This window comes from Streptomyces sp. HUAS CB01, assembly GCF_030406905.1.
Taxonomy (GTDB): domain Bacteria; phylum Actinomycetota; class Actinomycetes; order Streptomycetales; family Streptomycetaceae; genus Streptomyces; species Streptomyces chengbuensis.
Genome location: NZ_CP129137.1, coordinates 767,532 through 785,326 on the forward strand (window position 1 = coordinate 767,532; position 17,795 = coordinate 785,326).

General features: G+C 73.5%; 12 protein-coding genes. 6 read left to right on the forward strand and 6 right to left on the reverse strand.

The genetic code is table 11. The features are described 5' to 3' along the window. Positions 1 to 35: 35 nt before the first annotated feature. The 5 genes from QRN89_RS03440 to QRN89_RS03460 all read right to left on the reverse strand — a co-directional run bounded on the left by QRN89_RS03440 (position 36) and on the right by QRN89_RS03460 (position 8,903). On the reverse strand, positions 36 to 2,255 hold the full coding sequence (locus tag QRN89_RS03440; RefSeq protein WP_290347855.1) for an NADP-dependent isocitrate dehydrogenase: 2,220 nt from the start codon (positions 2,253 to 2,255) through the stop codon (positions 36 to 38). A gap of 114 nt (positions 2,256 to 2,369) precedes the next feature. Continuing rightward, positions 2,370 to 5,015, reverse strand: coding sequence for an ATP-binding SpoIIE family protein phosphatase (locus QRN89_RS03445; protein WP_290347856.1), 2,646 nt, complete (start codon positions 5,013 to 5,015; stop codon positions 2,370 to 2,372). A 20-nt stretch (positions 5,016 to 5,035) separates the two neighbouring features. Further along, complete coding sequence (locus QRN89_RS03450) at positions 5,036 to 7,087, reverse strand: SpoIIE family protein phosphatase (protein WP_290347857.1); 2,052 nt, start codon at positions 7,085 to 7,087, stop codon at positions 5,036 to 5,038. A gap of 330 nt (positions 7,088 to 7,417) precedes the next feature. Further along, the gene (locus QRN89_RS03455; protein WP_290347858.1) at positions 7,418 to 8,392 is read right to left on the reverse strand and encodes an SAM-dependent methyltransferase; all 975 of its coding nucleotides are present in this window, start codon (positions 8,390 to 8,392) and stop codon (positions 7,418 to 7,420) included. 328 nt (positions 8,393 to 8,720) lie between these two features. Continuing rightward, positions 8,721 to 8,903 carry a hypothetical protein gene (locus QRN89_RS03460; RefSeq protein WP_290347859.1) on the reverse strand — a complete coding sequence of 61 codons (183 nt, stop codon included), beginning with the start codon at positions 8,901 to 8,903 and terminating at the stop codon, positions 8,721 to 8,723. A 209-nt stretch (positions 8,904 to 9,112) separates the two neighbouring features. Here QRN89_RS03460 and QRN89_RS03465 point away from each other — a divergent pair, with 209 nt between their 5' ends. Both QRN89_RS03465 and QRN89_RS03470 read left to right on the forward strand, forming a co-directional pair. Continuing rightward, positions 9,113 to 10,135, forward strand: coding sequence for a zinc-dependent alcohol dehydrogenase family protein (locus QRN89_RS03465; RefSeq protein ID WP_290347860.1), 1,023 nt, complete (start codon positions 9,113 to 9,115; stop codon positions 10,133 to 10,135). Positions 10,136 to 10,220: 85 nt separating this feature from the next. After that, positions 10,221 to 11,303, forward strand: a complete 1,083-nt coding sequence (locus QRN89_RS03470) for an NAD(P)/FAD-dependent oxidoreductase (RefSeq protein ID WP_290347861.1) — start codon at positions 10,221 to 10,223, stop codon at positions 11,301 to 11,303. A gap of 46 nt (positions 11,304 to 11,349) precedes the next feature. Here QRN89_RS03470 and QRN89_RS03475 read toward each other — a convergent pair whose 3' ends face one another. Further along, positions 11,350 to 13,884, reverse strand: a complete 2,535-nt coding sequence (locus QRN89_RS03475; protein WP_290347862.1) for a SpoIIE family protein phosphatase — start codon at positions 13,882 to 13,884, stop codon at positions 11,350 to 11,352. Positions 13,885 to 14,115: 231 nt separating this feature from the next. On the opposite strand from QRN89_RS03475, the gene QRN89_RS03480 reads away from it, so the two are divergent. From QRN89_RS03480 to QRN89_RS03495, 4 genes are all read left to right on the forward strand, one after another. Beyond that, entirely contained in the window at positions 14,116 to 14,613 is a 498-nt protein-coding gene (locus QRN89_RS03480; RefSeq protein WP_269731762.1) for a peptidylprolyl isomerase, read from the forward strand. Positions 14,614 to 14,873: 260 nt separating this feature from the next. Next, complete coding sequence (locus QRN89_RS03485) at positions 14,874 to 15,626, forward strand: (Fe-S)-binding protein (protein ID WP_290347863.1); 753 nt, start codon at positions 14,874 to 14,876, stop codon at positions 15,624 to 15,626. Further along, a complete protein-coding gene (locus QRN89_RS03490; RefSeq protein WP_290347864.1) occupies positions 15,623 to 17,098 on the forward strand; it encodes a lactate utilization protein B in 1,476 nt (491 codons plus the stop codon). The genes QRN89_RS03485 and QRN89_RS03490 overlap by 4 nt, the downstream gene beginning before the upstream one ends. Next, on the forward strand, positions 17,095 to 17,748 hold the full coding sequence (locus QRN89_RS03495) for a LutC/YkgG family protein (protein WP_290347865.1): 654 nt from the start codon (positions 17,095 to 17,097) through the stop codon (positions 17,746 to 17,748). The genes QRN89_RS03490 and QRN89_RS03495 overlap by 4 nt, the downstream gene beginning before the upstream one ends. Positions 17,749 to 17,795: the final 47 nt, after the last annotated feature.

The following is a 17,795-nucleotide window of genomic DNA, read 5'->3' on the forward strand; positions in this document are numbered from 1 at the left end:
CGCCCCGGGCGGGGCCGGCCCCTCGCTCGCCCGGGTCAGCCGAGGGTCGCGAGCGCCTGGTTGAAGGTCTTCGACGGGCGCATGACCGCCGAGGCCTTGGACACGTCCGGCTGGTAGTAGCCGCCGATGTCGGCCGGGGAGCCCTGCACGGCGATCAGTTCGTCGACGATCGTGCCCTCCTGCTCGGTCAGCGTCTTGGCGAGCCCGGCGAACGCCTCCGCGAGCTGGGCGTCGTCGGTCTGCTTCGCCAGCTCCTGGGCCCAGTAGAGCGCCAGGTAGAAGTGGCTGCCGCGGTTGTCGATGCCACCGAGGCGGCGGCTCGGCGACTTGTTCTCGTTGAGGAAGGTGCCGGTCGCACGGTCGAGCGTGTCGGCCAGGATCCGCGCGCGGGCGTTGCCCGTGGTGGTGGCGAGGTGCTCGAAGCTGACCGCGAGCGCCAGGAACTCGCCCAGGCTGTCCCAGCGGAGGTAGTTCTCCTTGACGAGCTGCTGGACGTGCTTCGGCGCGGAGCCGCCGGCGCCGGTCTCGAACAGTCCGCCGCCGTTCATCAGCGGGACGACGGAGAGCATCTTGGCGCTGGTGCCCAGCTCCAGGATCGGGAACAGGTCGGTCAGGTAGTCACGCAGGACGTTGCCGGTGACGGAGATGGTGTTCTCGCCGCGGCGGATGCGCTCCAGGGAGAAGCGGATCGCGTCGACCGGGGCCATGATCTCGATCTGCAGGCCGTCGGTGTCGTGCTCGGTGAGGTACTGCCGGACCTTCTCGATGAGCCGGGCGTCGTGCGCGCGGCCCTCGTCCAGCCAGAAGACCGCCGGGTCGCCGGTGGCGCGTGCGCGGGTGACGGCGAGCTTGACCCAGTCCCTGATCGGCGCGTCCTTGGTCTGGCACATGCGGAAGATGTCGCCGGCGCTGACCGTCTGCTCGAGCACGGCGTTGCCCTCGGCGTCGACGACGCGGACGGTGCCGGTGGTCGCGATCTCGAAGGTCTTGTCGTGGCTGCCGTACTCCTCGGCCTTCTGCGCCATGAGGCCGACGTTCGGGACGGAGCCCATGGTCGCCGGGTCGAAGGCGCCGTTGGCGCGGCAGTCGTCGATGACGACCTGGTAGATGCCCGCGTAGCTGCTGTCCGGGATGACGGCGAGGGTGTCGGCCTCCTGGCCGTCCGGGCCCCACATGTGGCCGGAGGTGCGGATCATCGCCGGCATGGAGGCGTCGACGATGACGTCGCTCGGGACGTGCAGGTTGGTGATGCCGCGGTCGGAGTCGACCATCGCCAGGGCGGGGCCCTCGGCGAGCTCGGCCTCGAAGGACGCCTTGATGGCGTCGCCCTCGGGAAGCGCCTCCACACCCTTGAGGATGCCGCCGAGACCGTCGTTCGGGGTCAGGCCGGCCGCGGCGAGGGTCTCACCGTGCTCGGCGAAGGTCTTCGGGAAGAAGGCCCGTACGACGTGGCCGAAGATGATCGGGTCGGAGACCTTCATCATCGTGGCCTTCAGGTGGACGGAGAAGAGCACGCCCTCGGCCTTGGCCCGGGCGACCTGCTCGCCGAGGAACTCGCGCAGGACGGCCACACGCATCACGGACGCGTCCACGACCTCGCCGGCGAGCACCGGGACCGACTCGCGCAGCACGGTGGTGCTGCCGTCGTCGCCCACGAGCTCGATGCGCAGGGCGCCGTCCTCGGTGACGACGGCGGACTTCTCGGTGGACCGGAAGTCGTCGCCGGTCATGTGCGAGACGTTGGTCCTGGACTCGGAGGTCCAGGCACCCATGCGGTGCGGGTGCGCCTTGGCGTAGTTCTTGACCGAGGCCGGGGCGCGGCGGTCCGAATTGCCCTCGCGCAGCACGGGGTTGACGGCGCTGCCCTTGACCTTGTCGTAGCGGGCGCGGATGTCGCGCTCCTCGTCGGTCTTCGGGTCGTCCGGGTACGCCGGCAGCGCGTAGCCCTGCTCCTGGAGCTCGGCGACCGCCGCCTTCAGCTGCGGGATCGAGGCCGAGATGTTCGGCAGCTTGATGATGTTGGCGCCGGGGGTCTTGGCCAGTTCGCCGAGCTCGGCGAGGGCGTCGTCGATGCGCTGGCCCTCCTCCAGGTACTCCGGGAACTGGGAGATGATCCGCCCCGCCAGCGAGATGTCCCGGGTCTCCACGGCGACTCCGGCCGTCGAGGCGTACGCCTGGATCACCGGCAGGAACGAGTACGTCGCCAGGGCCGGGGCCTCGTCAGTGTGTGTGTAGATGATGGTCGAGTCACTCACCGGGTGCTCCGCTCTCCACGTCTGCAACATTGCTCGACATCAAGATATCTCGGCGCGTCTTCCCTCTCGACAGTGGCCTGCCCCACAGCGGCGGAAAACCGTCGGCCCACGGTCTCACGGTGTGCGACCGGTGAGGACGAGGGGCAGGGACTGCTCGGACCAGACGGTCTTCCCCTCCCGTGTGTAGCGGCTGCCCCAGCGGCGCGAGAGCTGGGCGACGAGGTAGAGGCCGCGGCCCCCCTCCTCCGAGGTCCGGGCCCGGCGCATCCTGGGCTGGGTGTTGCTCGGGTCGGAGACCTCGCAGGTCAGGGCGTCCGTCCGGAGCAGCCTGAGCCGTACGGGACCGCCGGCGTAGCGGATGGCGTTGGTGACGAGCTCGCTGGCGATCAGCTCGGTGGTGAAGCCCAGTTCGTCGAGGTCCCACCGGGTCAGCTGCTCCAGGACCAGATGGCGCGCGTCCGCGACGACGGCGGGGTCGGCGTCGAGCAGCCAGGTCGCCGTGGAGTCGGCGGGGACCTCCCGGGTGCGGGCCAGCAGCAGCGTCACGTCGTCCTTCAGCCGGCCGGGCGGGAGGTCCTCGACGATGTCGTGGCGTGCGTGACGCAGCGGCCGCTCCAGCACCGCCGCACGCACCAGCCGGTCCGCCAGGTCCCGCATGCCCTCGTCGATGTCGCCCTCACCCCGCTCGATCAGGCCGTCGGTGTAGAGGGCCAGGACGCTGCCCGGCGTCAGGTCGCGCTCGGCGGCCTCGAAGGGCCAGCCGCCGACTCCGAGCGGCGGCCCGGGGCTCAGATCGACCCAGTCGACGGTGCCGTCCGGCGTGACGACCGCCGGCGGCGGATGGCCGGCGCTCGCCATGACGCACTGCCGGGCCACCGGGTCGTAGACGGCGTACAGGCAGGTGGCACCGGCCGGACCGCCCGGGAGGGGGATGCCCGTGTCGCCGTTGCCGGGCTCCTCGCTCTCTGCCTCGGCGGCGACCTGCAGGACCAGGTCGTCCAGGTGCGCCAGCAGTTCCTCGGGCTCCAGGTCGAGGTCGGCCAGCGCCCGTACGGCACTGCGCAGCCGCCCCATCATGGCCGTGGCGTGGAGTCCGTGACCGGCCACGTCCCCGACGACGAGGGCGACTCGCGCCGAGGACAGCGGGATGACGTCGAACCAGTCCCCGCCCACGCCGCTGTCGGCGTCGGCCGGGAGATAGGCGCCGGCGGCCTCCAGCGCGGGCCGCTCGCAGGTCGCGGGGGGCAGCAGGCTGCGCTGCAGGCCGACGGCCGTACGGCGCTCCTTCGTGTAGCGGCGCGCGTTGTCGACCGCGAGCGCCGCGCGGGAGGCGATCTCCTCCAGCAGGGCCAGATCGTCCAGGTCCAGGGCAGGGCGGTGCCCGGTCCGCCAGACCACGAGCCGGCCGAACATGATGCCGCGGGCGCGCAGCGGAGCGGCCATCGCCGAGTGCGCCTCCGGCACGGCGGCGGCCCACTCCGGCGCACCGCCCGGTGCCGCCTGGGCGTCCCTGCCGAGCCCCGTGACGAGCACACCGTGGCTGTTGCCCGCGAACGCCCCGGGACCGCGCCCGTCGGGCTCGTCGACGGTCTCCGCGTGTGTCGTGCCGGTCCGGGGCACCCCGGCCTCCGCCCCGGCGACGGCCATCCGCAGCAGTACGAGTGCGTGCCGGCCGTCCGCGGGCGGTTCGCCGCCCGTCAGCACGGTCTCCGCGAGGTCCACGGCCGCGCGGTCCCCGAGGGCGGGTGCCAGGACCCCGGCCAGGTCCTCGACGGTGCGCATGACCGAGAGCGACGACCCGCTCAGTGCCTCGGTGGCGCGGTAGAGGAGCTCCAGCCGGCCCCGGGCCCGCTGGTGGTCGGTGACGTCGGTGAAGACCGTCGCCACGCCCATCGCCCGGCCGTCGGACTCCAGCAGCCGGAACGCCGAGAACGACAGTTCCCGGCCGCCCCGGGGGTCGACCAGGGTGCGCACGGTGGTGCTGAAACCGATCAGCGGGTGGCCGGTGCGCAGGACCTCCCGCAGCTGTGCGTCGATGGTCTCGGCGTCCTCCGCGCGGAGGAAGTCCCCCAGGCGCCGGCCGCCCATGTCGAAGGGCACCCCGGTGTACGGCAGCAGATGGGAGTTCGTCCGCAGCAGCCGCAGACCGGCGTCGAAGAGGGCGAGCCCGACCCGGCCCTGCAGGAACAGCTCCCGGGTCAGGGCGCGGTCCTGCCGCCACCGCACGAGGACGTCCTCGGGAGCGCAGACGACCAGGAACCGGGCCGCGCCGTCTCCGCGGCCCTCGTCGAGGGGCAGCACGCCGAAGCCGACGTCCAGTTCGTGGCCGGAGCCGTGCCGGAGCGTCACCCGGCCCTCCCAGCCCGCCTGCGGGTCCGGTGCGCCCCGCTCTCCCCGGTCGGCGTCCCGCGCACCGGCTCCGCCGGACGCCTCGGACACACCGGACGCACCAGCCCCGCCGGACGCTCCGGCGGGTGCCCGCCCGCCGCCCCACCGCGCGCGCAGGGTCTCCCAGCTGTCCGCGTCCGCCAGCAGCTCCCTCACGGACCTCCCGCAGACGTCCGCGCACGGCCGGCCGAGCAGGGCCTCGGCGGCCGGGGTCAGGGCCACGACGGTGCCGGCGCCGTCCAGCAGCGCCGCCGCGGTGCCGGCGACCGCGAAGGGGGAGTCGTCGCGGCCGGTCCCCGCGGCGCCCGCACGGGAGTCGTCGACCCGCGCCGGCCGTTCTCCCGGGCCCCCGGGGCCGGCGGGGGGCCACATGTCCGGGAACGACGCCGGTGTCACGGTGCCCGCCGCCGGGAGCGCCGGGCCAGCAGCACCGCCACGTCGTCGCGCGCCGTCGAGGGCAGCAGCCGGGACAGGACGCGGTCGCAGGTGTCCTCCAGGGGCCGGTCGAGGTGACGCAGCGCGGTGGCGAGCTCCCGCATGCCCTCGTCCAGGTCCCTGCCGCGGGCCTCGATCAGCCCGTCCGTGTAGAGCACCAGCAGCGTGCCGGGTTCCAGCGGCACCCGCTCGGTGCGGAACTCGGCGCAGCCGGTGCCCAGGGGCGTACCGGGAGAGCCGTCCAGGAAGTCGACCGTGCCGTCCGGAGCCACGACGGCCGGGGGCGGATGGCCCGCCCGGGAGACCAGGCAGTCCCCGGACACCGGGTCGTGGACGGCGTAGACGCAGGTGGCCATCTCGTTCTCGCCGAGATCGGCCACGGCGGCGTCGAGGGAGTGGAGCATCGCCGCGGGTGGGACGTGGTGCCGTGCCAGGGTCCGCACCACCGTGCGCAGCTGGCCCATGACCGCCGCGGCGTGGATGCCGTGCCCCATGACGTCGCCGATGACGAGCCCGGTCCTGCCGTCGGGCAGGGCGATCACGTCGAACCAGTCGCCGCCGACCTCGTGGTCGCTGGCGGGGAGGTAGCGGCCGGTGAGCTCCAGGCCGGTCACCTCGGGCAGGGCGGCGATCGACAGGCTGCGCTGGAGGGTGAGGGCGGCTTCGCGCTGGCCGGTGTACATGCGTGCGTTGTCGACGTTGAGGGCCGCCCGGGCGACCAGCTCGTCGATCAGCACCTTGTCCAGCTCGTCGAACGGCTCGCGCTCACGGGTACGCGTGAGCACCACCGCACCGAGGGCCTTGCCCCGGGCGACCAGCGGCACCAGTCGCGCGGAGCGGATCCGGCTGCCGAAGTACGCGCGCAGCCCCTCGTCCCCGGCGCCGGGGAAGAGCGCGGGCAGATCGCTGCGGAAGAGGTCCATGGGCCGGCCCTCGGCGATGACCCGTTCGTACACCGAGCCGAGCGGGACCTGGTAGGTGGTGCCCGCGACGAGCGTCGAGGTGGGGGCGTCCGCCTCGGGGAAGACGGCGGCCATCCGGCGCACCATGCCCTTGCTGGACTCCGTGGCCTCGTCAGGGCCGAGGACCTCCTCCAGCAGTTGGACGTCGGCCGAGTCGGCGAGCTCCGGCACCAGCATCTGCACCACTTCCTCCGCGGTCCGGCGCAGGTCCAGGGTGGTGCCGATGCGTGCGCCGGCGTCGGCGAGGAGCGCGAACCGCCCCTCGGCGCGCCGGGCCTGCGACCGGGCGTCCTCCTGGTCGCTGATGTCGATCAGCGAGGCGATCAGCCCCAGCCGCCGCCCGGTGATGTCGAGCAGCGGGGCGAAGGAGCAGGACCACATGCGGTCGCGGCCGGGCTCGGCGGGGGTGCGGCCGGTGCCCCTTACGTCGACCATCGCCCGGCCCCGCTCCAGGACCTCCCGCATCAGCGACTCGAGGACCTCGACGTTGACTCCCGGGACGACCTCCGTGGGCCGCTTGCCGAGGTGGCCGGCCGCGGGGACGCCGTTCATCCGCGCCAGCGCGTCGTTGACGCGCAGGTAGCGCAGGTCGGGGCCGAGCATGGCCAGCCCGATGGGCGACTGGGTGAACAGCCCCTCCATGGCCGCCAGCGAGTCCCGCATCCGCAGCACGGCGGAGGTCTCGACGGCGATCGCCATGACGCCCGTCTTCCCCTGCGGGTCCGGCGACGGGCAGATCCACATCTCCATCGCCACGAAGTGCCCGTCGCGATGGCGTACGGGCAGGGTGCCGACGACCGCCTCCCCGGCCAGGACGCGCTGGGCGAGCTGCTCGGCCAGATCCCAGTTGCCCTCCGGGACGAGTACCTGGTTGGCGTCGCGGCCGAGCAGTTCCTCCGGCGGGTGGCCGAGGACGTCCTGGGCGGCCAGCGACCACTCGACGATGCGTCCGCCCGCGTCTGTCCGCCAGAGCGCGACCGGCAGGAGTTCGCGCAGCACACCCGCGTACCCGACCACCGTCAGGGGCTGGTCGGGCAGCTTGCTCATCGGCTCGTGAATGTCCACGCGACCGCCTCACCCCGGGGAGCCGGGGGCGCAGCACGTGCCGGGAACTCCCCGGCGATCCCCGGATGAGCGCTGCCGGCCCGGCACCGGTGCCACCTTTCGGGTGCATTTTCTCAGAAATCACCCTATCCAAGGCATCGAAAGCGGCAAACGAGGGCGACGGGGCCGGGGCGGACCCCGCACGGCCCGCCCCCCGCCGTGCCCGCGCGGACCGATTCCGGGCCGGGACTCGCGGGCCCTGCGCGGGCTCCCGGACCCGGGGCCGGGCCTCGCGCGCCGACCCCGGGCCGACCGTCCGGCCGGTCCGGCCGGTCAGACCTTCTCGAAGACCATCCGCAGCGCGGTGTAGCGGCGCTCACGCAGGAACTTCAGCGCCGTGCGCTGCTCCCTGATGATGTCGGCGACCGCGTCCTCGCCGATGAGCTCCGCGCCCCTGGCCCGGTTGGCCTGCGCCCGCTCCAGCCAGCTCGCCACCGTCTTCACGCCGTCGTCGGGATCGCTGCGCACCTCCGGGATCCGGAACAGGCCGCGGGCCGCCTCGGTGAGCTCGCCCCGGGTCGGGAGGAACACCTCGGGGAAGACCTTCCGGGACGCGTGCATGCCCTCGCGGAGGTTGTCGAAGCCGTCCCGGACGTCCTTGAGGGCCGTCCTGATCCGCCCGCCGCCGTTCGCCTCGTGCCCGGCGGGGCGGCGCGGCGGCAGGACCAGGGAGGTGAACCAGCCGCCGCTGTTCCAGGCGTTGGCCTGGAGGGAGACGCGCCCGCCGGGCCGCAGCCAGGTGTGACAGCGCTCGAAGAACGTGCGGTAGCTGGCCACGCGCCTGCGCCGCAGCATGGTCGTGCCCGCGAAGTGCTCGATCGCCTCGATCGCGATGATCGCGTCGTACGGGGCGTCCGGCTCGTGGTCGAACCAGTTCTCGGCCAGGATCTCGCAGTTGGGCCAGCCCTTCTGGCGGACCCAGGCCGCCTGGCCGGGGCTCATCGTGAGCCCGACGGCATGGCCCACGTCGTGGTTCTCCACCAGGCGCTGCATGAGGCTGCCCCAGCCGCAGCCGACGTCGAGCACCCGGCCTGCGCCCGCCGCGCGCGCGGCCTCGACGTGGTGATCCAGCTTGCGGAGCTGCGCCGACTCGAGCGTGTCGCCGTCCTCCCACATGGCGTAGGAGTAGACGAGTTCGGGCCCGAGCGTCAGCCGGTAGAACTCGCCCAGGAAGTCGTACTGATGAAGGATCGCCTCGGACGACGTGCCCTTGTACTCGGACGTTTTTCTCGACCCGATCAACGCCATCACCTGCCTGCCTGTCGATTCGGTGCGGAATTCCGACGGCCGCGGGCGGGCCGGATCGGGAACGGCGGCAGCCGCTCGGAGGAGGTGCGCACGCAAGTCGGTTTCCGGACGCGGCGGTCTTCACCGGACGACCGGGCTTCTCACGGCCGTTGACCCGCCGACGACCCGGACCGCATTCGCGGAACGCACCTTCCGATCACAGTAACCGTGCGCCGTCGAACCGGCACGCCGAGCGATCGACGGGCGAGAGGAGTGCGGCTCCCGGCCGGGGGACGCCGCGGCGGGCGGCCCGGCCGCACAGCCGGACCGCCCGCCGCCACAAGGCCGTCTACGGCAGCCGACTGCCGGTGGGCGCGCCTTCCCCGGCCTGTCGCTTGGTCCTGAGAACGTCCCCCGCACCACCGCGTGCACGGCGGCGTCCGGTCATCTCCGGCGCGACGTCCATGATCTCCCTGTCGAGCTCGTCCTCGGCCTTGGGAACGGGCTTCCCGTGCTGCCTGGCTCGCTTCATGGCGACCTCCTTCACTGCGTGAGGTTTCTGCGCCGTTGGCTACCCGGTCGCGGCGCCGTCATACGTACGCGTCACCGCCGAGGGGGACAGCCACCGGGAACAAACCAAATAGACCACAGAACCGTTGCCCCGGCCTGCCGGAAATCCCCCACCCGTCCGGCCCGCTCGTCCGCCCATAAGATGTATGCAGCACGCACGGCAGGAGAGCGATGACGGCACTGCCGAGTTCCGGAACGACGCACGCCTGGGTGGTCGAGCGCCCCGCGCCGATCACCACGGGGCCGCTGCGCCCGGTCGAGCGGGAGATCCCCGAACCCGGACCGCACGAACTGCTGCTGGGCGTCCGCGCGTGCGGCGTCTGCCGGACGGACCTGCATCTCGCGGAGGGCGATCTGGCGCCCCGCAGGCCGCGCTGCACGCCGGGCCACGAGATCGTCGGCGAGGTACTGGCCACGGGGCGGTCCGCCGACGGGTTCGCGACCGGTGACCGGGTGGGGGCGGCCTGGCTGGCGGGCACCTGCGGGCAGTGCCGCTGGTGCCGGGCCGGACGCGAGAACCTGTGCCCCGCGTCGCGCTACACCGGCTGGGACGTCCACGGGGGCTTCGCCGGGCACACGGTCGTGGACGCACGGTACGTGTACCGGCTGCCGGCGGGCCTGCCGGACGAGGACGCCGCCCCGTTGCTGTGCGCCGGCATCATCGGCTACCGGGCCCTGGAGCGCGCCGAACTGCCGCGCGGCGGGCGGCTCGGCGTCTACGGCTTCGGCGCGTCCGCGCATCTCACCGCCCAGCTCGCCGTCGCGCGGGGCGCCGAGGTACACGTCGTCACGCGCTCGTCCAAGGCGCAGCGGCTGGCGCTGGAGCTGGGCGCCGCGTCGGCAGGGCCGGACACCCCTCCGTGCCTCCTGGACTCCGCCATCCTCTTCGCACCGGCCGGGACCCTCGTACCGAAGGCGCTCGAGGCCCTGGACCGGGGCGGGACGCTGGCGATCGCCGGAATCCATCTGACGGACGTGCCGCCGCTCGACTACGAGCGGCATCTGTTCCAGGAGCGCACCGTGCGCAGCGTGGCAGCCAACACCCGCGAGGACGGTCGGGCCTTCCTCTCCGAGGCGGCGCGACTGCGCCCCACCGTGCGGGCCGTGCGCTACCCCATGCGGGAGGCGGACCGGGCGCTGGCCGACCTGGCGTCGGGGAACGTCACCGGCGTGGCCGTGCTCGTGCCGCCGTGAGGCCGCGGAGCGCCGCCGCCGGACTCGTTTGCCGAAACGGCAAGGACAATTGCCTGTCCGTCGGGACAGGTCGCAGGGTGGCGACATGAACGAGACGAACGAGCGGGACCTCGCCGAACTGGACGTCGTGGTGGTGGGAGGCGGAGCGGCCGGGCTGTCCGCCGCGCTGACCCTGGCGCGGGCCAGGAGGACCGTGCTGGTGATCGACTCCGGGGAGCCGCGCAACGCCCCCGCAGCCGGCGTCCACGGCCTCCTCGGCCGGGAGGGGACACCACCGGGCGAGCTGCTGCGGACGGGGCGGGAGGAGGTCGGCCGGTACGGCGGGCGCATCGTGCCGGACACGGTGACGGGCGCCCGCCGCGAGGGAGACCGTTTCGTCGTGCAGACGGCGGGCGGCCTCCGCCACCGGGCACGGCATCTGCTCGTGACCTCCGGTCTGGTCGACGAGCTGCCCGGGGTGCCGGGCCTGCGCGAGCGCTGGGGCCGCGATGTGCTGCACTGCCCGTACTGCCACGGCTGGGAGGTGCGGGACGAGCCGCTCGGGGTGCTCGCGAGCGGACCCGCGGCGGTGCACCAGGCGCTGCTGTTCCGGCAGTGGACGCCGGACGTGACCCTGTTCCTCCACACCGCGGACGATCCGGCCGAGGAGCAGTGGGAGCAGCTGGCGGCGCGCGGCATCGCCGTGGTCGACGGCGAGGTCGTTGGTCTGGCGATCGAGGACGACCGGCTGTGCGGGGTGCTCCTGGCGTCGGGCCGGCGCGTACCGGTCGGGGCACTGGCCGTGGGCCCGCGCTTCGAGGCGCGCGGGGAACTGCTCTCCGGACTCGGCGTGACGACCGTCGAACACCCCGTGGGCGTGGGCCGTTACGTGGAGTCCGACGCGCGGGGGGCGACGGGCGTCGAGGGGGTGTGGGTGGCGGGCAACGTCACCGACCTCATGGCGAGCGTCGCCGTGGCGGCGGCGTCCGGCGCACAGGCGGGCATGGCGATCAACGCCGAACTCGTGGCCGCCGACACGGCCGCGGCGGTGTCCGCACGCCGTTCGGCAGCGCGTGCCGCGGAGGCGTTCGGTACGGCCTCGGAGTCGGCTGCCTGCGAACGCGTCCTCGGGGAGAGCCGCCACGGGCTCGGTTCCCTGCTCGGCGGGGGCCGGGGCGGGGCGGACTGACGCGCCACGGGGACTGCAGGAGCGGGTGACGCAGGGAGTCGACCGCTCAGGAGCGGGCCAGGACCGGGCCGTCCGGGAGACCGGCCGAGTCGCCGACGCCGGGCCTGGGGCGGGAGGACGCCGGCAGGGCCTGTTCCGTCCAGATGGCCTTGCCGTCCTTGCTGTACCGCGTGCCCCAGCGCTGGACGAGCTGGGCGACGATGAACAGTCCCCGCCCGCCCTCGTCGTCGTCGGCGCTGTGCCGCAGGTGGGGCGCGGTGTGCCCGGCGTCCGCGACCTCGCACACCAGGGTGCGGTCGTGGATGAGCCGCAGGTGCAGCGGCCCTTCGGCGTATCTGACCGCGTTCGTGACCAGCTCGCTGGCGATCAGTTCGGTGGTGAAGACCAGCTCGTCGAGCCCCCAGTCGCGCAGCCGGTTCGCCACGAGCTCGCGGGCGCGGCCCGCGGCGACCGGCTCCGCCGGCAGGCTCCAGACGGCGACCCTGCGGTCGTCGAGTTCACGGGTCCGCACCAGCAGCAGCGCGGTGTCGTCGTTGGTGGTGCCGTCGGGCAGCAGTTCGGAGATGGCCCGGTCGCACAGCTCCTCCAGGGAGTCCGCGCCCTCGGCGAGTACGTGCCCCAGGGTCTCCAGCCCCTTGTCGATGTCGCGGTCGCGGGCCTCGACCAGTCCGTCCGTGAAGAGCGCCAGCAGGCTCCCGACGGGGAGCTCGATCTCCAGGCACTCGAACGGCAGCCCGCCGAGTCCCAGCGGCGGCCCGGCGGGCAGGTCCGGGAAGCTGACGCGCCCTCCGGGCTCGACGACCGCCGGGGGCAGATGCCCGGCCCGGGCCATGGTGCAGCGCCGCGACACGGGGTCGTAGACGGCGTACAGGCAGGTGGCGCCGGCCGCGACGTCGTCGTCGCCGGTGAGCGTGCCGAGCGCGTCGGCGCTGTCCTGGGCCGACTGCCCCACGAGGTCGTCGAGCCGCTTGAGGAGTTCGTCGGGCGGCAGGTCCAGGGGCGCCAGCGCACGGACGGTCGTGCGCAGCCGTCCCATGGTGGCCGCCGCGTGCAGTCCGTGCCCCACCACGTCGCCGACGACCAGCCCGACGCGCGTCCCGGACAGCGGGATGACGTCGAACCAGTCGCCGCCGACCCCGCTGAGGTCGTCCGTGGGCAGATAGCGGTACGCCAGGTCGACGGCCGAGTTCGACGGGAGGTGCTGCGGCAGGAGCTGCCGCTGGAGAGCCAGCGCGGACTTCCGCTCCCGGGTGTAGCGGCGGGCGTTGTCGACGGACACCGCGGCGCGGGCGACGAGTTCGTCCGCCACGGCGACGGCCCCGCGGTCGAAGAAGCCCCGCCGTCCGTCGCGTACGAACGTGGCGAGTCCCAGAACACCGCCCCCGGCGCGCAGGGGCACGACGAGGGTGTCGTCCTCCAGCACGAGACCGCCCGAGGCGAGGCTGCGGTGCTGGGGGGAGTCCTCGGCGTAGGTCACCGGCAGCGGGCGGCGGCCCCTCTCCGCGGCGGGCACGGTCCCGTCCACGGCCCCGGAGGCCGGGGCCCCGGGGGCCGTGGCCGCCGAACGGGAGGCGGCCCGGAGCAGATCGGTCCCCCCGGGCCCCGTGCCGCCCGGCACCTCGCCCTCCAGTACGGCGGGGGCCAGGTCCACGTCGACGCGGTCGGCGAACTCCGGCACGGCCACCGCGGCGAGTTCGCCGGCCGTGACGAGCACGTCCAGGGTCGTACCGACGCTGCGGCCCGCCTCGACCAGCAGGTTCACCTGGCGCTGCGCCTCGTAGCGGTCGGAGATGTCGAAGGCGTCCTCGCACACGCCGAACACACGGCCGTCGGCGTCCTGCAGGCGGTAGTACGAGCAGGACCACAGGTGCTCCTTGCCCGGGTCGCTGGGCTGCTCGGCGCGGAAGTGCAGATCGAGGAACGGCTCCCCGGTGTCCAGCACCTGGCGCATCACCGCGTGGAGCGTCTCCGGGTACCCCGGGGTCACGAACCTGCCCCTGGGGTAGAGCTCTTCGGCCAGCTCGCCGCGGGTCTCCGCCAGCGGGCGCCCGATCTCCCGCTCCGATGCGGCGTTGCACCAGACGAGGCGGAGGTCGGTGTCGTATATGGCGAACCCGAGGGGCGACTCGGTCGCCAGCCCCTGGAGCATGGCGAGCCGGGACTCCCATTCCCTGAGCCGGTCCCGGTCGGCCGCCACGACGACGCGCTCCACCTGCCCCGTCCCGGAGAGCAGGCAGACGGCGGTGACGAGCTGCATCCGGTGGCCGTCGCGGTGGACGGCGGCGTGCACCTCGTGCTCGGGAAAGGGAGGCACCAGGGCGCTGTCCTCCGCGCCGGCGGCCCGGCCGGCTGCCGCCCGGCGGTCCGGTGCGGCGCCGGGCGCGGGCGTCCCGACCGGCGGCAGGATCGCGGTGACCGGCCGTCCGATGATCTCGTCCGTCCGGTAGCCGAGGAGATCCTGCGCCGCAGGGCTCCAGCCGATGACGACGTCGCGCTCGTCGAGCACGAACGTCGCGGCGCTCGTGACGTCGAGCGGTCCGCGGAAGTCGGCGTCCTCGGTCGACCTTCTCGCGTTGTCCATGACGCCCTCACCGGCCGGCTTCGTCAGGTCCAGAATCCGCCTGATGCTGACCCTGCGCAACCGATCGGACCGGATGCGCGGCCGGCCCCTCCGTACCTCCTCAGCGCACATACGAACAGGTGAGCGGGGTGGTGGTGACGTACCGCAACGGGACGCGCCCGGTGCGGACACGCGCCCGGCCGGAGGGGTCTGGTGTGAACTCCCACGGGCACGGATGACAGCATGGGACCCATGAGCAACGACGTTTTCTTCGACATCACCATCAACGACGAGCCCGCCGGGCGGATCGTCTTCACGCTGTTCGACGACGTGGTCCCCAAGACCGCGCGGAACTTCCGTGAGCTCGCAACCGGTGAGCACGGCTTCGGCTACGAGGGCTCCGGCTTCCACCGGGTCATCCCCGACTTCATGCTCCAGGGCGGTGACTTCACGGCCGGCAACGGCACGGGCGGCAAGAGCATCTACGGCGAGAAGTTCGCCGACGAGAACTTCCAGATCAAGCACACCAAGCCCGGCCAGCTGTCCATGGCCAACGCGGGCCCGAACACCAACGGCTCGCAGTTCTTCATCACGACCATCGTCACCGACTGGCTGGACAACAAGCACGTCGTGTTCGGCGAGGTCGTCGAGGGCATGGACGTCGTGAAGCGGATCGAGTCCCTGGGCTCGCGCAACGGTGCCACCCAGGCGAAGATCACCATCGCCAAGTCGGGCGTCGTCGAGGGCTGAGCCCCGGACGAAGCCGTCCCGGCCCCGGCGGAGGTCTGCGACCCGCCGGGGCGGGGTGGCGGCGTGCCGCGTCCGGCGGCGCCCCTCCGGCGGACGGGCGCGGGTACGCCTGTGCACGGCGAACGCCCGTGCCGCGCGGCCCGGCGGCCCCGGAGTTCCCGTGCCGGCCACACCCGGCGGCCCCGGAGGATCCCGCTCCGCCCCGCCCGTGCGGGGGCTCGGGGTTACTGTGGGGGCAACGGTTGCCGGGAAGGACGGCCATGCGGGTAGCGCTCTTCGTCACGTGTGTGAACGACACGCTCTTCCCGCGCACCGGTCAGGCCGTCGTCCGGCTGCTGGAGCGCCTCGGTGTGGAGGTGGACTTCCCGCCGGAACAGACCTGTTGCGGACAGCCGCAGTACAACACCGGCTACCGGCACGAGACCGAACCCCTCGTGCGGCGCCACGCCGCCGCGTTCGACGGCTACGACTACGTCGTCACGCCGTCCGGCTCCTGCGCGGCGATGGTCCGCGACAACCACCCCCGCGTCGGCGCCAGGGCCGCCGCCGAAGGGCGCGGCCGGGAACTCACGGAAGCAGCCGCGGCCTCCGCCGCACGGACGTACGAACTGACGGAGTTCCTGGTCGACGTGCTCCGGGTGACGGACGTCGGGGCGTACTACCCCCACACCGTCACCTACCATCCGACCTGCCACGGGCTGCGCGTGCTCGGTCTCGGCGACCGGCCGCGCCGGCTGCTGGAGCACGTCAAGGGGCTGGAACTGCGGGAGCTGGAGGGCGCCGAGGAGTGCTGCGGCTTCGGCGGCACCTTCGCGGTCAAGAACGCCGCCGTGTCGTCGGCCATGGGCGCGGACAAGGCGCGCCACATCACCGCCACCGGTGCCGAGGCGGTGTGCACGGTCGACAACTCGTGCCTGACGCACATCGGCGGAACGCTCGCCCGGCTCGGCTCGCCGGTGCGGCCCGTCCACATCGCCGAGATCCTGGCGAGCACGGAAGAGCACGTCCGATGAGCGGCACGTATCTCGGGATGCCCGCCTTTCCCGCGGCGGCGGCCGCAGCCACCCGCGACAGCACCCTCCGGGCCAATCTGCGCCACGCCACGCACACCGTTCGCGACAAGCGCGCCAAGGCGGTCGCGGAGCTCGCGGACTGGGGGCGCTTGCGGGCCGCGGGCGCCGCGATCAAGGACCGGACGCTGCGCCATCTGGACCACTACCTGGAGCAGGTCGAGACCGCTGTGACGGCGGCTGGCGGCACCGTGCACTGGGCCGCCGACGCCGCCGCGGCGAACCGGATCGTCACCGCCCTCGTGCGCGCCACCGGCGAGACGGAGGTTCTCAAGGTCAAGTCCATGGCGACCCAGGAGATCGGTCTCAACGAGGCGCTGGCCCGGGCCGGGATCACCGCCTGCGAGACCGATCTCGCCGAGCTGATCGTGCAGTTGGGCGACGACCTCCCCTCGCACATCCTGGTCCCGGCGATCCACCGCAACCGTTCCGAGATCCGCGACATCTTCCGCGAGCGGATGGCCGACTGGGGCCGGCCCGCGCCCGACGGCCTCACCGACCGGCCGGCCGAACTGGCGGAGGCCGCCCGGCTGCACCTGCGGGAGAAGTTCCTGCGGGCGAAGGTGGCGGTCTCGGGCGCCAACTTCGTGGTCGCGGAGACCGGCACGCTCGTGGTCGTCGAGTCGGAGGGCAACGGCCGGATGTGCCTGACGCTGCCGGAGACGCTGATCTCGGTCGTCGGCATCGAGAAGGTCGTGCCCACGTGGCGCGACCTGGAGGTGTTCCTCCAACTGCTGCCCCGTTCCTCCACCGCCGAACGCATGAACCCCTACACCAGCATGTGGACCGGTACGACCGACGGCGACGGCCCGCGCGCCTTCCATCTGGTCCTCCTGGACAACGGCCGCAGCGACACGCTCGCCGACACGGTGGGGCGCCAGGCGCTGCGCTGCATCCGCTGCTCGGCCTGTCTGAACGTGTGTCCGGTGTACGAGCGGGCCGGCGGGCACGCGTACGGATCCGCCTACCCCGGCCCGATCGGCGCGATCCTCACACCCCAACTGCGCGGCACCGGCAGCGAGCTGGACGCCTCGCTCCCCTACGCCTCGTCGCTGTGCGGCGCCTGCTACGAGGTGTGCCCGGTCGCCATCGACATCCCGGAGGTCCTCGTCCATCTGCGCGAGCGGGTCGTCGAGGGCGGCCCGGTGACCCGCGACGGCAGGAGGGTCGTCATCCGCCCGGCGAAGGGACACGCGGCCGAGCGTGCGGCGATGCGCGCGGCACGCTGGACGCTGGACCACCCGAGGGCGCTGCGCACCGCCCAGCGCCTCGCCTCCCGCACCCGCCGGCTGCATCCGCGCCGGCTGCCGGGACCGGGGAGGGCCTGGACCGACACCCGGGAGCTCCCGGAGGTGCCCGCGGAGTCGTTCCGCGACTGGTGGGCGCGCACACGCGGCGGAAGGAGCCCGGCGTGAGCGACAGGGAGACGGTGCTCGGCCGGGTACGGCGCGCACTGACGGACGTACCCCGCGAGGAGCGGCCCGAGGACGTGCCGGTCCCCCGGGACCATCTGCGCGTCCACGGGGAGCGCACCCCGGCCGCGACCGCGGACCTGCTGGCCCGGAACCTGGCGGACTACCGGGCGCTGGTGCACCGGGCGTCCACCGCCGGGCTGCCGGACCTCGTCGCCGCGCTGCTGACCGCACGCGGGGCCCGCACCGTGCTGGTGCCGGACGGACTGCCGGAGCGGTGGACGGCCGTGGCGGGCGCGGCGGGCGTCCGGCTGTGCCCGGACGACCCGCGGACGACGGCCGCCGAACTGGACGCCGTGGACAGCGTGCTGACCGGTTGCACGGTCGCCGTCGCCGAGACGGGGACGATCGTGCTGGACGGCGGCCGCGGGCAGGGCCGTCGGCGGATCACCCTGGTGCCGGACCATCACATCTGCGTGGTGCGGGTTCCGGAGCAGGTCGTCGACTCGGTGCCCCAGGGGCTGGAGCGGCTCGACCCGACGCGTCCGCTGACCTGGATCAGCGGGCCGTCGGCGACCAGCGACATCGAACTGGACCGGGTGGAGGGCGTCCACGGGCCCCGCACACTGGAAGTCGTCCTGCTGGAGGACTGAGTCCGTGCAGTCCGCGGCATCCGCGGCCTCCTGCCGGAGGGCCGTTC

Bases quoted from the DNA above. Each gene is read 5' to 3' on its own strand.
- QRN89_RS03465 (WP_290347860.1), top strand. From the start codon at position 9,113: ATGACGGCACTGCCGAGTTCCGGAACGACGCACGCCTGGGTGGTCGAG.
- QRN89_RS03450 (WP_290347857.1), bottom strand. From the start codon at position 7,087: ATGAGCAAGCTGCCCGACCAGCCCCTGACGGTGGTCGGGTACGCGGGT.
- QRN89_RS03485 (WP_290347863.1), top strand. From the start codon at position 14,874: ATGCGGGTAGCGCTCTTCGTCACGTGTGTGAACGACACGCTCTTCCCG.
- QRN89_RS03455 (WP_290347858.1), bottom strand. From the start codon at position 8,392: ATGGCGTTGATCGGGTCGAGAAAAACGTCCGAGTACAAGGGCACGTCG.
- QRN89_RS03445 (WP_290347856.1), bottom strand. From the start codon at position 5,015: ATGTGGCCCCCCGCCGGCCCCGGGGGCCCGGGAGAACGGCCGGCGCGG.
- QRN89_RS03480 (WP_269731762.1), top strand. From the start codon at position 14,116: ATGAGCAACGACGTTTTCTTCGACATCACCATCAACGACGAGCCCGCC.
- QRN89_RS03490 (WP_290347864.1), top strand. From the start codon at position 15,623: ATGAGCGGCACGTATCTCGGGATGCCCGCCTTTCCCGCGGCGGCGGCC.
- QRN89_RS03470 (WP_290347861.1), top strand. From the start codon at position 10,221: ATGAACGAGACGAACGAGCGGGACCTCGCCGAACTGGACGTCGTGGTG.
- QRN89_RS03460 (WP_290347859.1), bottom strand. From the start codon at position 8,903: ATGAAGCGAGCCAGGCAGCACGGGAAGCCCGTTCCCAAGGCCGAGGAC.
- QRN89_RS03475 (WP_290347862.1), bottom strand. From the start codon at position 13,884: ATGGACAACGCGAGAAGGTCGACCGAGGACGCCGACTTCCGCGGACCG.